Origin of the sequence: Streptomyces sp. NPDC001315, from assembly GCF_042896175.1 — a bacterium.
GTDB lineage: Bacteria > Actinomycetota > Actinomycetes > Streptomycetales > Streptomycetaceae > Streptomyces.
The window spans coordinates 299,346-313,181 of the sequence record NZ_JBIAWZ010000008.1 but is presented as its reverse complement, the minus strand read 5'-3'; the positions used below and the strand labels follow the sequence as shown (position 1 = coordinate 313,181).

Genomic DNA, 13,836 nt, shown 5'->3' with positions numbered 1-13,836 from the left:
TTTCGCCGACCGGCGCGGCGGAGGGGGCTCGACCTCGCGGTACCTTCGACCTCACGGCGATGAGGAGAGTGGGAACGTGAGCAAGTTCGTGCGGCCGGCACCCGAGGGCGCGGACCCCTTCGGAACGGCCCGTCTGCGCCGCGGTGTACTCGACGCCTGGGCCACCAGCCCGGCCCGCTTCCGCGAGGACGCCAATGCCGAGGAGGACCTCGTCCTCGGCGGCTACCGCGACCGGCTCGTGGTCGAGCTCGCCCAGAACGCCGCCGACGCCGCGGCCCGCGCGGGCGTGCCCGGCCGCCTCCGCCTCACCCTCCGCGACGGCGTCCTCGCCGCCGCCAACACCGGCGCCCCCCTGGACGCGGCCGGCGTCGAGTCGCTGTCCACCCTGCGCGCCTCCGCGAAACGCGGCGCCCACGACACCGCTGTCGGCCGCTTCGGCGTCGGTTTCGCCGCCGTCCTCGCCGTCACCGACGAACCCGCGGTCCTCGCCCGCCACGGCGGCGTCCGCTGGTCCCTCGCCGAGGCTCGCGAGCTGGCCGCGGACACGGCCCGTCACAGCCCCGGTCTCGGCGACGAGATCCGCCGCCGGGACGGTCACGTCCCCCTCCTGCGCCTGCCGTTCCCCGCCGAGGGCACCGCCCCCGACCCGTACGACACGGTCGTCGTCCTCCCGCTGCGCGACGCGGCCGCCGCCGACCTCGCCGAACGCCTCCTCGACGCCGTCGACGACGCCCTCCTCCTCGCCCTGCCCGGCCTGGAGGAAGTCGTGGTGGAGATCGGCGAGGGCAGCCCCCGTACGCTGCTCCGCCGCACCGACGACGTCCACACCGTCGTGCAGGACTCCCGCGAGGGCACCACCCGCTGGCGCACCGTCGCCGCCCACGGCCCCCTCACCCCGGACCTGCTCGCCGACCGCCCCGTGGAGGAGCGCCTGCGCCCCCACTGGTCGCTCACCTGGGCCGTGCCCGTGGCCGGGGACGGCAGCCCCGCCTACCCCCGCACCAGCCCCTTCGTCCACGCCCCCACGCCCAGCGACGAGCCCCTCGGCGTCCCCGCCCTGCTCATCGCCTCCCTGCCGCTGGACACCACCCGCCGCCACGCCGCGCCCGGCCCGCTGACCGACTTCCTCGTGCAGCGCGCGGCCGACGCGTACACCGAACTCCTCGCCGGCTGGCGCCCGGTGAGCGAGGACATCATCGACCTCGTGCCCGGCCCGCTCGGCAAGGGCGAACTCGACGGCGCCCTGCGCCAGGCGATCCTCGAACGCCTGCCCCGCACGGCCTTCCTGCCGCCCGCGTTCGAACCGGACGACACCCCCGACTCCGAGCTTCCGGAGGTCCTCCGCCCGCGCGACGCCGAAGTCGTCGAGGGCGCCGGCGGCGACACCGTCCGGGTCCTCGCCGAGGTGCTCCCCACCCTCCTGCCCGCCGGCCTGGAACGCCGCGTCGAGCTGCGCACGCTGGGCGTCGCCCGGGTCCCGCTCGCCGACGCGATCGACCGGCTGGCCGGCCTGGAGAAGGAGCCCGACTGGTGGCGGCGGCTGTACGACAGCCTCGCCGGGGTCGACCCCGACCGGCTCTCCGGCCTGCCCGTGCCGCTCGCGGACGGGCGTACGGCCGTCGGCCCCCGGCAGGTGCTGCTGCCCACCCCGGACGGCGCCCGTATCGACCCCGAGGTGCTGGCACGACTCGGCCTCAAGGTCGCCCACCCTGACGCCGCCCACCCCCTCCTGGAGAAGCTCGGCGCGCTGCCCGCCACGCCCCGCGCCGTCCTCACCACCCCCCAGGTCCGCGCCGCCGTCGCCGCCTCCCTCGACGACGAGGGCGGAGCGTGGGAGGAGGACACCCTGGATGCCGAGGAACTGGCCGACACGGTCCTCGGGCTCGTACGGGACGCGGGTCTCGAACCCGGCGACGAACCCTGGCTCGGCGCCCTCGCCCTCTCCGACGAGGACGGCGAACTCGCCCCCGCCGGTGAGCTGGTCCTGCCCGGCAGCCCCTTCGCGCAGGTGATGCGCGAGGACGAACTGGCCTTCGTCGACGCCGAACTGGCCGAGAAGTGGGGCGAACAGCCGCTGGCCGCCTGCGGCGTGCTCGCCGGCTTCGCCCTCGTCCGCGCCGAGGACATCGTCCTCGACCCGGACGAACTGGAGCCCCGCGAAGGGGACTTCGCCGAACCCGACGACGCCGGTCTGCTGGACGCCGTGGACGTGTGGTGCGAGGACATCCTCGACCGGTTCCCGGACACCCCCGTGCCGCCCGTCGCCACCGAACTCGTCGCCGTACGCGACCTCGACCTCGTCGACGACGACCGCTGGCCGCAGGCCCTCGCCCTGCTCGCCCAGCCGCCGCTGCGCGACGCGCTCATCCAGCCCCTGCGGATCCTGCTGCCCGACGGCACCCACGAGGTCGTACGGTCGTACACGGCCTGGTGGCTGCGCGGGCACCCGGTGATCGACGGCCGCCGCCCGGCCGGCCTGCTCGCCGCCGGCGGGGACCCGCTCCTGCGCGGCCTGTACGACGAGGCCGACGCGACCGGATTCGACGACGAGCAGGTGCTGCGGGCGCTCGGCGTACGCACCTCCGTGGCCGCGCTGCTCGACGAGCCCGGCGGCGCCGCCGAACTGCTCGACCGGCTCGCCGACCCGGAGCGTTCCGTCACCGCGGCCCAACTGCACGGCCTCTACAGCGCGTTGGCCGATCTGGACCCCGGCCAGGTGACCCTGCCGGACGAGGTGCGGGCGGTCGTCGACGGGCGGATGGAGGTGGTGGACGCGGCTGACGCCGTGGTTGTCGACTCGCCGGACCTGCTGCCCTTCACCGGGGGCGTCCCCCTGCTGCCGGTCCGCCCGGCGCGGGCCGCTCAGCTGGCCGAGCTGTTCCAGGTGCGGCGGCTGAGCGAGTCCGTCACCGGTGGGGTGGACTCCGAGGGCACCGAACACGACGTGCCGGATTCGGTGCGGGTGCTGCTCGGGCCGCGGACCCCCGAGGTGTACGTCGAGCACGAGGAGCTCGTCGTCGACGGCGTGGAGATCGACTGGCGGCTCACCGCCGACGGTGTCCTGCACGCCTCGACCCTGGAGGGCGTCGCCGCCGGACTCGCCTGGGCGGCCGGTCAGTGGCCGCGCCGCTTCGAGGTCGCGGCGCTGCTCGAAGACGCTTCGCGGACCGAGGAGTTGGCGCGCGACCGCTGGTTCGACTGAGCTCGTCGGTCTCGTCGGTCTCGTCGGTTCCGTTGGTTCCGTCGAGATCGCCGATCGCCGATCGTAGATCCATCGATCTCGCCGATTCGCACGAAAGTTTCACCGGTCGTACAACCAATCACCTGTGTCACGCATCTGATCACGTGAGTCAAAAAGACTCCACGATCGATCGGGTCCCGTCGTCCTCACGAGCCAAACTCGACGACGGGTGTCGGGGCCCATCTCCTAACGGGGGAGCGCATGCGCATCCGAGCCACCGTGGCCGCCGTCACCGGCGCCCTCGCCCTGTCCGCTCTCGCCGTGCCGGCCGCGCAGGCGGGCACCGCGAGCGACGCGAGCCTGTCCAAGCCGTCCGCCGCCGAGCGCTTCGGCCTCTCGTCGGCGAAGTCGGGACTCCGTGCGACGGTCGCCGCGGACGACGAAGAGCTGCCGAAGGTCTCCAAGCTCACGGTCAACTCCGGCAAGAACATCGTCGTCGGCACGACGTACGCCAAGACCTTCACCGTGTCGGTGACCGCGAGCCACTCCACCGGCATCGCGGACGCCTACATCGACCTGTGGCACGGCACGAACGTCGACTCCGGCCTCGACGGTCTGCTGCTGCCGAACCAGGACGCGGCGACCTGCACCGCGGCCAACGCCACCACGTCGACCTGCAAGCTCACCATCACGGCCGCGCCCGGCTCCGACCTGTACAAGAACGCGCTGGCCGGCACCTGGCACGTGGCGGTGGGTGTGCTCGCCGGTGACGCCACCAGCGTCTACTGGAACGACTACCAGGCGACCCAGCGGGTCCAGCGCAACTCGACGCTGACCGTCAATGCCGCCCCGGAGCCGGTGAAGAAGGGCAAGACCATCACGGTCACGGGCAAGCTGGCCCGCGCCAACTGGGAGACCTTCAAGTACGCGGGTTACACCGTCCAGCCGGTGAAGCTGCAGTTCCGTAAGAAGGGCTCCAACACCTACACCACGCTCAAGACCATCAAGACCAACTCGACGGGCAACCTGAGCACCACGGTCAAGGCCTCCGTCGACGGCTACTTCCGCTACAGCTTCGCCGGTACCTCGACGACCCCGGCGATCACCACCGCCGGCGACTTCGTCGACGTGAGGTAAGCCGGCGGCAGCCAGCAGTACCGCTACGCGGGAAAGCGGCGGTCGACCCACTTCCACAGCAGTTCCAGGGTGACCGCCGCCACCGCCGCGATGCCCACCGCGACCCACGGCATCTCCATCCCCACCAGCTTCAGCGCGAAGAAGTGCTGGAGCCACGGCACGGCCAGCACCAGCAGGAACGCCGCGCCCATCGAGGCGACCAGGGCGATCCGCCACCAGGTGTAGGGGCGGGCGATGATCGCCAGCACCCACATCGAGATCAGGAACAGGGTCAGGGTGGCCGCGCTCGTCTCGGCGCCCAGCGCGCCTGTGCCGGTGTAGTGGTGCCGGGCGATCAGGTAGGTCGCGAAGGTCGCCGCTCCTGCCACGACCCCGCCCGGGATCGAGTACCGCATGACCCGGCGGACGAAGTGGGGTCTGGCGCGTTCCTTGTTGGGGGCGAGGGCGAGGAAGAAGGCCGGGACGCCGATGGTCAGGGTGGACAGCAGGGTCAGGTGCCGGGGCAGGAAGGGGTACTCGACCCGCCAGCACACCACCAGCACGGCCAGCAGGACCGAGTAGACGGTCTTCACCAGGAAGAGCGTGGCCACGCGGGTGATGTTGCCGATGACCCGCCGCCCCTCCGCGACCACGGAGGGCAGCGTGGCGAAGCTGTTGTTCAGCAGCACGATCTGGGCGACGGCCCGGGTGGCCTCGGAACCGGATCCCATGGCCACGCCGATGTCGGCGTCCTTCAGGGCGAGCACGTCGTTGACGCCGTCGCCGGTCATCGCGACCGTGTGGCCGCGGTGCTGGAGGGCGCCCACCATGTCCCGCTTCTGCTGCGGGGTGACCCGTCCGAACACCGTGCCCTCGTCGAGGGCCCGCGCCATGTCCTCCTTGCCGGTGGGCAGCCGGCGTGCGTCGAGGGTGGTGCCGGTGAGCCCGAGCTTGCCCGCGACCGCCCCGACGGACACCGCGTTGTCGCCCGAGACGACCTTGGCGTGGACGTCCTGCTCGGCGAAGTAGCGCAGCGTGTCGGCCGCGTCCGGGCGCAGCCGCTGCTCCAGTACGACGAGGGCGGCGGGCCTGGCGCCCTTGGCCACGTCGGGACCGTCGAGGTCGCGCTCGGTCCGGGCGAGCAGCAGCACCCGCAGCCCCTCCTCGTTGAGCCGCTCGGTCTCGGCGAGGGCGGGGTCGCCGTCGGTCAGCAGGACGTCGGGCGCCCCCAGCAGCCACGTGCTGGACTCCCCGTTCCCCTCGCTGAAGGAGGCGCCGCTGTACTTGCGGGCCGAGGAGAAGGGCAGGGACTCGGTGCAGCGCCACTCCTCGGCGTCGGGATAGGCGTCGATGACGGCCTGGAGAGAGGCGTTGGGCCGCGGGTCGGACTCCCCGAGCGCCCCCAGCACTTTTCGTACGTATGTCTCGTCGTGGCCGTCGAGGGGCCGGAGCTCGGTGACGTCCATGCCGCCCTCGGTGAGGGTGCCGGTCTTGTCGAGGCAGACGGTGTCCACGCGGGCGAGGCCCTCGATGGCGGGCAGCTCCTGGACGAGGCACTGTTTTCGGCCGAGCCGGATGACGCCGATGGCGAAGGCGACGGAGGTGAGGAGCACGAGCCCCTCCGGGACCATCGGGACGATGCCGCCGACGGTCCGCGCGACCGAGTCCTTGAACCCGTGCTGCTTGACGACGAGCTGGCTGACGACCAGGCCGATCGCGGTCGGGATCATCATCCACGTCACGTACTTGAGGATCGTGGAGATGCCGGAGCGCAGCTCGGAGTGGACGAGCGTGAAGCGGGAGGCCTCCTCGGCGAGCTGGGCGGCGTAGGCCTCGCGCCCCACCTTGGTGGCCTTGAAGGCCCCGCCGCCGGCCACGACGAAGCTGCCGGACATGACCTGGTCCCCCGGTCGTTTGACGACCGGGTCGGCCTCACCGGTGAGCAGCGACTCGTCGATCTCCAGCCCGTCGACCTCGGCGCAGACGCCGTCGACGACCACCTTGTCGCCCGGCCCGATCTCGATCAGATCGTCGAGCACGATCTCCGAGGTGCCGATCTCGACGGCCGTACCCTCCCGCCGTACGGTCGGCCGGGCCTCCCCGATGACGGCGAGCGAGTCCAGGGTCTTCTTCGCCCGCCACTCCTGGATGATGCCGATCCCGGTGTTGGCGATGATCACGTACCCGAACAGGCTGTCCTGGAACGGCGCGACGAACAGCATGATCAGCCAGAGCACGCCGATGATCGCGTTGAACCGGGTGAAGACGTTCGCGCGGGCGATCTCGCCGAGGGAGCGGCTGCTGCGCACCGGCACGTCGTTGACCTGCCCACGCGCTATGCGCTCCGCGACCTGGGCCGCGCTCAGCCCGGTCGCCGGGGGCGCCGGGATGGGCATGGGATGCACGGGATCGAGCTCGGCGCCCGCGTCGATGTGCGTCATACATCGACGGTACGTGCGGATTTGGGGGTTCACCCGCCGAGTGGGCGGAAGATCCGACCAGAGGACGACGGGGCCTCGGCGGAGTGATGCGGTGGTTGTAGGCGGGGAGTGCGCCCGTATCACTCGGCCGCTGTCGCCGCTTCCGCCGCCGCCCTCTTGATCGCCGCGTCCCGCTTCCGTACGTACCAGATGCCGATCAGGCCCAGCCCTCCGCCGGCCAGGCAGGTCCACACCCACCACGCATGGCCGTGGTCGTCGAACCAGCCGTAGAACGGCACCTGCACGAGGAACAGAACGAACCAGACGATCGTGCCGCCGGTGATGGTGGCGACCACGGGGCCCTCCAGGGGCTCGGGCGCCTCGTGCTTGGGGGTCCACTTGGCCATGTGCACAGCTTACGAGGCGCTCCGGCAGCGCCCGCCCATGCCCGCGAATCCCTTGTATACCAGCGGTCTACGCGCGGAGATGGCCAATTCGGGTTCATATGTTCATACTGAAACGGTCCGAGTCTGGCTACTTCCATTCGTACGAAACACCAACAGCAACATGGGGGAAACCTGTTGGTGACCTGGAAGCGGCGAGACTCGATCATGTTCCCCACTCCTTTCACCCCCTGAGGTCCCGCATGTCCACCTCGGCTCCCGCCAAGGTTCCCGCGCCCGAGCAGCCGGGCGCCGCGCCCGCGTACGGCGCCCTCGACCGCTACTTCAAGATCTCCGAGCGCGGCAGCACGCTGGCCCGTGAGATCCGGGGCGGTTTCGCCACCTTCTTCGCGATGGCCTACATCATCGTGCTGAACCCGATCATCCTGGGCAGCGCGAAGGACATGTACGGGCACCAGCTCGACAACGGCCAGCTGGTCACGGCGACGGCGCTCACGGCCGCGTTCACCACGCTCCTCATGGGCGTCATCGGCAACGTGCCCATCGCGCTCGCCGCCGGCCTCGGTGTGAACTCCGTCGTCGCGCTCCAGCTCGCCCCGCGGATGTCCTGGCCGGACGCCATGGGCATGGTCGTGCTGGCCGGCTTCGTCGTGATGCTGCTCGTCGCCACGGGTCTGCGCGAGCGCGTCATGAACGCCGTCCCCTATGGCCTGCGCAAGGCCATCGCCATCGGTATCGGCCTGTTCATCATGCTGATCGGCCTGGTCGACTCCGGTTTCATCACCCGCATCCCGGACATCGCGCAGACCACCGTCCCGCTCCAGCTGGGCGCCGACGGTCACCTCAACGGCTGGCCCGTGCTGGTCTTCATCCTGGGCGCCCTGCTGACGCTGGCCCTCATCATGCGCAAGGTCTCCGGCGCGATCCTGATCTCGATCGTCGCGATGACCGTTCTCGCCGTGATCATCGACGCGGTCGCGAAGGTGCCGAGCTGGGGTCTGACCACGCCCAAGTGGCCCGGCAACCCCGTCGCCACCCCCGACTTCGGCCTGCTCGGCAAGGTCAGCCTGTTCGGCGGCTTCGACAAGGTCGGCGTCCTGACCGGCATCCTCTTCGTCTTCACGGTCCTGCTGTCGACCTTCTTCGACGCCATGGGCACGATCATGGGCGTCAGCGACGAGGCCAAGCTGACCGACGCGCAGGGCCAGATGCCCGGCATCAACAAGGTCCTCTTCGTCGACGGCATCGCCGTCGCCGCCGGCGGCGCCAGCTCCTCCTCGGCCACCACCTGCTTCGTGGAGTCCACGGCCGGCGTCGGCGAGGGCGCGCGCACCGGCTTCGCGAACGTGATCACCGGCGCGCTGTTCGCCGTGGCCCTGTTCCTGACCCCGGTCGCCACGATGGTCCCGTCCCAGGCGGCCACCCCGGCCCTGCTCGCGGTGGGCTTCCTGATCCTGGCCGGCTCGGTCAAGGAGATCGACTGGGCCGACTTCACCATCGCCATCCCGGCCTTCATCACGATGGTGATGATGCCGTTCACCTACTCGATCACCAACGGCATCGGCATGGGCTTCATCACCTTCGTGGTGCTGCGCCTGGCGGCCGGGCGGAGTCGTGAGGTCCCGGCCGCGATGTACGCGGTCGCGGCGGTGTTCGCCTTCTACTACCTGATGCCGGCGCTGGGTCTGACCTGACCGGTGGGTCACGTGACCCCGTGGAACTTCGTGGTCACGTGACCCCGTAGAACTTCTCCGTCTCCTCGACGGCGGTCTGGAACCGCTCGTCGAAGTCATCTCGAATGAGCGTCCGGACGACATAGTCCTGGACGCTCATTCCTCTTTTCGCCGCGTGGTGGCGGAGCCTTTCGAGCAGCTCCCCGTCCATCCGCAGGCTGAGCACGCTGGTCCCCATGCCCACGAGCGTCGCGGCACACTCCGGTGCGGCGCGTCACGTTCCGCACGTGGATCACCCATACGAGTGATATTCCGATCGAGTGGCCAGGGTCACGCGGCGTCGCCGCGTGTCTCCGCTGGTCTTTAGCGAGAGTAATGAGTTATGCTAAAGAACATGCCGGACCTTAACCATGGCGACGACGCTGCCGCCGTGAACTCCCTGCGATCCGCCGTCATGCGGCTGTCCCGTCGGCTCAAGCACCAGCGAGTCGACGAGTCGCTCAGCCCGACCGAGATGTCGGTGCTGGGCACCCTGTCCCAGTGCGGGAGTGCGACCCCGGGCGAACTCGCCCGCAAGGAGCACGTCCAGCCGCCGTCGATGACCCGCATCGTCGCGCTGCTCGAGGCCAAGGGACTGGTCCGGCTGGAGCCGCACCCCGAGGACCGGCGCCAGAAGGTCGTCACCCAGACCGAACAGGCCACGGAGATGCTCGCGGAGAGCCGCCGCAAGCGGAACGCCTTCCTGGCCACCCTCGTCGAGGGCCTGGACGAGGACGAGTGGGCGAAACTGCGCGCAGCCGCCCCCGTGCTGGAGAAGCTCGCACATCTGTAAAGCACAGCCGCAAGGAGGCGAACCCTTTTGAGTACGGGATCCGGAGCACCTTCCGCCCCCGCACCGACCGCCCACGACACCTCCCCCGGGAGGACCCGCAAGTCCTCGATGTTCAGCTCCTTGAAGATCAGGAACTACCGTCTGTTCTTCGTCGGTCAGGTCGTCTCCAACACCGGCACCTGGATGCAGCGCATCGCACAGGACTGGCTGGTCCTCAGCCTCACCGGCTCCTCCACGGCCGTCGGCTTCACGACGGCCCTGCAGTTCCTGCCGATGCTGCTCTTCGGCCTCTACGGCGGCGTCCTCGTCGACCGCCTCCCCAAGCGCGGCACGCTGCTCGTCACGCAGTCCGCGATGGCCCTCACCGGCCTCGCCCTCGCCTTCCTCACCCTCTCCGGCCACGTCCAGGTCTGGCACGTCTACCTCGCCGCCTTCGCCGTCGGCCTCGCCACGGTCATCGACAACCCGGCCCGCCAGTCCTTCGTCAACGAGATGGTCGGCCGCGACCAGCTGCAGAACGCGGTCAGCCTGAACTCCGCGAACTTCCAGTCCGCCCGGCTGGTCGGCCCCGCCGTCGCGGGCCTCATGATCACCGGCGTGGGCACGGGCTGGGCGTTCCTCGCCAACGGCCTGTCCTTCGTCGCGCCCCTCACGAGCCTGCTGCTGATGCGCGCCCGCGAACTGCACGTCGTCGAGCGTGCCCCGCGCGGCAAGGGCCAGCTGCGTGAGGGCCTGCGCTACGTCGCCGGGCGCCCCGAGCTGATCTGGACGATCGTCCTGGTCGGGTTCATCGGCACCTTCGGCTTCAACTTCCCCGTCTACCTGTCGGCCTTCGCCGACGACGTGTTCCACGCGGGGGCGGGCTCGTACAGCCTCTTCAACACGCTGATGGCGGTCGGCTCCCTGGTCGGCGCACTGCTCGCCGCCCGCCGGGGCACCGCCCGGATGCGTGTGCTGGTCGCGGCGGCGGTGGTCTTCGGCGCGCTCGAGACCGTCGCGGCCGTCGCCCCCTCCCTGTGGTTGTTCGCCCTGCTCATGGCCCCGATCGGGATGTTCGGCATGACGGTCAACGTCACCGCCAACACCAGCGTCCAGATGGCCACCGACCCGGCCATGCGGGGCCGGGTGATGGCCCTGTACATGATGGTGTTCATGGGCGGCTCGCCGGTGGGCGCGCCGATCGCCGGCTGGATCACGGACACGTACGGCGTCCGCGCGGGCCTCGCGGCGGGCGGCGCCGTCTCGGCCGCCGCGGCCGTCACCATCGGCCTGATCGTGGCCCGCATCGGCGGCCTGCGCCTGTCGGTCGGCTGGAACCATGGCCATCCCCGGGTGGGTTTCGTCCCGCGGGAGCGCCACGAGGAGCTGGCCACGGCGGTGTGAGCCGCCCCGGGGAAGCCGGCAGGGCGGTGTGAACACCCCCCGGGGAGCGCCCCGTATCCAGGGCTCACATGTACGTCCCTCGCGCGGGCCGCTCGCCGGGTGATCCGTTCCCTGGAAGGGTGACGCTCATGAGACTCTTCGCCGCCGTGCTGCCCCCGGAGGGCGTCATCCGTGAGCTGGCCGCCGAAGTCGCCGCGTTGCAGAAGCTGCCCGGCGCCGAGGGGCTGCGCTGGACGGGCCGCCCCGGCTGGCACTTCACGCTCGCGTTCTACGGCGAGGTCGACGACGACCTCGTACCGGATCTGTCGGCCCGCCTGGAGCGCGCGGCCCACCGGATGTCCCCCTTCCCGCTGGCCCTGCGCGGCGGCGGGCAGTTCGGGCACGGACGGGCGCTGTGGACGGGCGCGGAGGGTGACCTGGAGTCGCTGCGGCTGCTGGCCGACCGCAGTGACGCGGCGGCGCGAAAGGCGGGCGTGCGGATGGGCGAGCACCGCCGCTACAAGGCCCATCTGACGGTGGCCCGCAGCCGGGAGGCGGTGGCGGTGCCGGTACGCCCGTACGTCGAGGCCCTCGCCCCCTTCACCAGCAGCACCTGGACGGTGACGGACCTGTACCTGGTACGCAGCAACCTGCCGCGGTCGGGCGTGCCGGGCGAGCAGCCCCGGTACGAGGCGGTCGGCCGCTGGCCGCTGGGAGCTGCCCGGCGGACCGGGTCGGAGGGAAGCGACGCGGAATGCGGCGGGGCCTGATCGGCGTGGGTGGGGCGAGGCTGTCTGTCGGCGAATCCGGAGCGGCCGGTTCGCAGGTCCGCGCAGTGTGACACTTTTCGGGGATGTGTCACGCTCGCCGACGGCACACCCCGGGTCCCGGGCCTCGGTCCGGGCCCTCGGCGGGGCCGGTTACGCTCGTACGCGTGGACCCGAAAACCCGGAACCGGATCATGGCCGGTGCGCTTGTGCTGATGTTCGTCGTCGTCGCCCTGGCGGCCGCGCTCGGCAGGTGAGCGCGGCGCGGCCGCGAGGACAGGCCCTGGCACAGGCACGGAGAGACGCCCCGGGCGGCGACGACCACCCGGTGGCTACCAGGCGAAGGCCTCCGGCGACGGCCCCGGACCCGGGAAGATCTCGTCGAGACCGGCCAGCAGCTCCTCGCTCAGCTCCAGCTCGACGGCACGCAGCGCCGACGCGAGCTGCTCGGCGGTGCGCGGGCCGACGATCGGGCCGGTCACGCCGGGCCGGGTGAGCAGCCAGGCCAGTGCGGCCTCGCCGGGCTCGACGCCGTGCTTGTCGAGCAGATCCTCGTACGCCTGGATCTGCGCGCGCTGGGCTGTGTTGGCGAGCGCGTCGGCCGCGCGACCGGAGGCACGGCGGCCGCCCTCGACCTCCTTCTTGATCACCCCGCCCAGCAGCCCGCCGTGCAGCGGCGACCAGGGGATGACCCCGAGGCCGTAGTCCTGCGCGGCCGGGATGACCTCCATCTCGGCACGGCGCTCGGCGAGGTTGTAGAGGCACTGCTCGCTGACCAGCCCGATGGTGCCATGGCGCTTCGCTGCGATCTCGTTGGCCTGGGCGATCTTGTAGCCGGGGAAGTTGGAGGACCCGACGTAAAGGATCTTGCCCTGCTGCACCAGCACGTCGATCGCCTGCCAGATCTCCTCGAAGGGAGTGTGGCGGTCGATGTGGTGGAACTGGTAGACGTCGATGTAGTCGGTCTGCAGCCGCTTCAGGCTGGCCTCGACGCCGCGCCGGATGTTGAGCGCGGAGAGCTTGTCGTGGTTGGGCCAGGCGTCGCCGTCGGCGGCCATGTTCCCGTACACCTTGGTGGCGAGGACGACCTTGTCGCGCCGCTCACCGCCCTTGGCGAACCAGTTCCCGATGATCTCCTCGGTACGGCCCTTGTTCTCGCCCCAGCCATACACGTTGGCCGTGTCGAAGAAGTTGATCCCCGCGTCCAGCGCCGCGTCCATGATCGCGTGGCTGTCCGCCTCGTTCGTCTGCGGTCCGAAGTTCATCGTGCCGAGGACCAGTCGGCTGACCTTGAGGCCCGTGCGTCCGAGCTGCGTGTACTTCATGAGTATCTAGCCAACGGCTTGGAGTGCGCTCGAAGCAAGGGCGGCTGAGTCAGAACGCGGGCTTGACACGTCGCTCAGGTCGCGGGGGCGGCGTACAGGACGGCGAACAGAGCTTGGGCGCGGGGGCCCTCCGGTGTCCGCCAGGCGCCGGCGACGTGGCCCGTCGCCTCCTGGGGAGGGAGCGGAGGGACGTCCGGGGAGTGGGGGCGCAGGACCCGGTGGATGTGGAGGACCGCGCCGTCGGGGGTGGGCAGCTCGGTACCGGCCTGGGTGTCGGTGGGCGTGGGGGCGAAGGGCGTGGAGGGAAAGCCGTCGCCGGTGCAGGAGCGGACGACCTCGTGGTCGGGAGTGTCCGTGATGCTCTGGGCCATGGCCTGGGCGCGGCCCTCGATCAGGGCCAGGAGCTCGGCGTACAGCACCGGGTCGTGACAGCCGTCGTAGGCCCAGCGCGGTCCCAGCACGCCGTGCTCCATGGTGCCGACGAGGGCGTGTTCCGCGCCGGCGAGCGGGGCGCCGCGGTAGGTGAGGGGGACCAGATAGGCGGTGGGGGCGGGGCCGGCCGTGTCGACGGCCACCATGAACTCGATCCCGACCTCACCCTCCGGGTCGTCCAGCCGGAACCCGCCGGCCTTGGTCAACTCCGGTGCGCCGTCGCCGACGTACCACGGGCGGGTGGGCAGCCAGGTGGTGAGCAGTTCCAGCTTCGAGGGCTTGAGGGTGGTGTGGTGGATGATCGCCATGCGACGGGATTCTGCC

11 protein-coding genes are annotated in these 13,836 nt (G+C 71.1%); 6 read left to right on the top strand and 5 right to left on the bottom strand.

Annotated elements, in window-relative coordinates; genetic code table 11:
* Positions 1–76: 76 nt before the first annotated feature.
* Together ACFY16_RS24005 and ACFY16_RS24000 are read left to right on the top strand one after the other, a co-directional pair.
* A complete protein-coding gene (locus ACFY16_RS24005; RefSeq protein WP_390649207.1) occupies positions 77–3,202 on the top strand; it encodes a sacsin N-terminal ATP-binding-like domain-containing protein in 3,126 nt (1,041 codons plus the stop codon).
* Positions 3,203–3,442: 240 nt separating this feature from the next.
* A complete protein-coding gene (locus ACFY16_RS24000) occupies positions 3,443–4,318 on the top strand; it encodes a DUF5707 domain-containing protein (protein ID WP_390649206.1) in 876 nt (291 codons plus the stop codon).
* Positions 4,319–4,341: 23 nt separating this feature from the next.
* On the opposite strand, the gene ACFY16_RS23995 is transcribed toward ACFY16_RS24000, so the two are convergent.
* On the bottom strand, positions 4,342–6,738 hold the full coding sequence (locus tag ACFY16_RS23995) for an HAD-IC family P-type ATPase (protein WP_390649205.1): 2,397 nt from the start codon (positions 6,736–6,738) through the stop codon (positions 4,342–4,344).
* Between the two features lie 119 nt (positions 6,739–6,857).
* The gene (locus tag ACFY16_RS23990) at positions 6,858–7,124 is read right to left on the bottom strand and encodes a DUF2530 domain-containing protein (protein WP_390649204.1); all 267 of its coding nucleotides are present in this window, start codon (positions 7,122–7,124) and stop codon (positions 6,858–6,860) included.
* 239 nt (positions 7,125–7,363) lie between these two features.
* Here ACFY16_RS23990 and ACFY16_RS23985 point away from each other — a divergent pair, with 239 nt between their 5' ends.
* Entirely contained in the window at positions 7,364–8,815 is a 1,452-nt protein-coding gene (locus ACFY16_RS23985) for an NCS2 family permease (RefSeq protein WP_390649203.1), read from the top strand.
* Positions 8,816–8,849: 34 nt separating this feature from the next.
* Here the strand turns inward: ACFY16_RS23985 and ACFY16_RS23980 are convergent, their stop codons facing one another.
* Complete coding sequence (locus ACFY16_RS23980; RefSeq protein ID WP_269660093.1) at positions 8,850–9,032, bottom strand: ribbon-helix-helix protein, CopG family; 183 nt, start codon at positions 9,030–9,032, stop codon at positions 8,850–8,852.
* A gap of 156 nt (positions 9,033–9,188) precedes the next feature.
* Between ACFY16_RS23980 and ACFY16_RS23975 the strand changes: the two genes are divergently transcribed.
* From ACFY16_RS23975 to thpR, 3 genes are all read left to right on the top strand, one after another.
* Positions 9,189–9,626 carry a MarR family transcriptional regulator gene (locus ACFY16_RS23975; RefSeq protein WP_351145078.1) on the top strand — a complete coding sequence of 146 codons (438 nt, stop codon included), beginning with the start codon at positions 9,189–9,191 and terminating at the stop codon, positions 9,624–9,626.
* 27 nt (positions 9,627–9,653) lie between these two features.
* A complete protein-coding gene (locus ACFY16_RS23970; protein ID WP_390649202.1) occupies positions 9,654–11,009 on the top strand; it encodes an MFS transporter in 1,356 nt (451 codons plus the stop codon).
* 128 nt (positions 11,010–11,137) lie between these two features.
* The gene (gene thpR / locus ACFY16_RS23965) at positions 11,138–11,758 is read left to right on the top strand and encodes an RNA 2',3'-cyclic phosphodiesterase (protein ID WP_390649201.1); all 621 of its coding nucleotides are present in this window, start codon (positions 11,138–11,140) and stop codon (positions 11,756–11,758) included.
* A 329-nt stretch (positions 11,759–12,087) separates the two neighbouring features.
* Here thpR and ACFY16_RS23960 read toward each other — a convergent pair whose 3' ends face one another.
* Together ACFY16_RS23960 and ACFY16_RS23955 are read right to left on the bottom strand one after the other, a co-directional pair.
* A complete protein-coding gene (locus tag ACFY16_RS23960; RefSeq protein WP_390649200.1) occupies positions 12,088–13,080 on the bottom strand; it encodes an aldo/keto reductase in 993 nt (330 codons plus the stop codon).
* Positions 13,081–13,154: 74 nt separating this feature from the next.
* Positions 13,155–13,820, bottom strand: a complete 666-nt coding sequence (locus tag ACFY16_RS23955) for a 1,4-alpha-glucan branching protein (RefSeq protein WP_390649199.1) — start codon at positions 13,818–13,820, stop codon at positions 13,155–13,157.
* Positions 13,821–13,836: the final 16 nt, after the last annotated feature.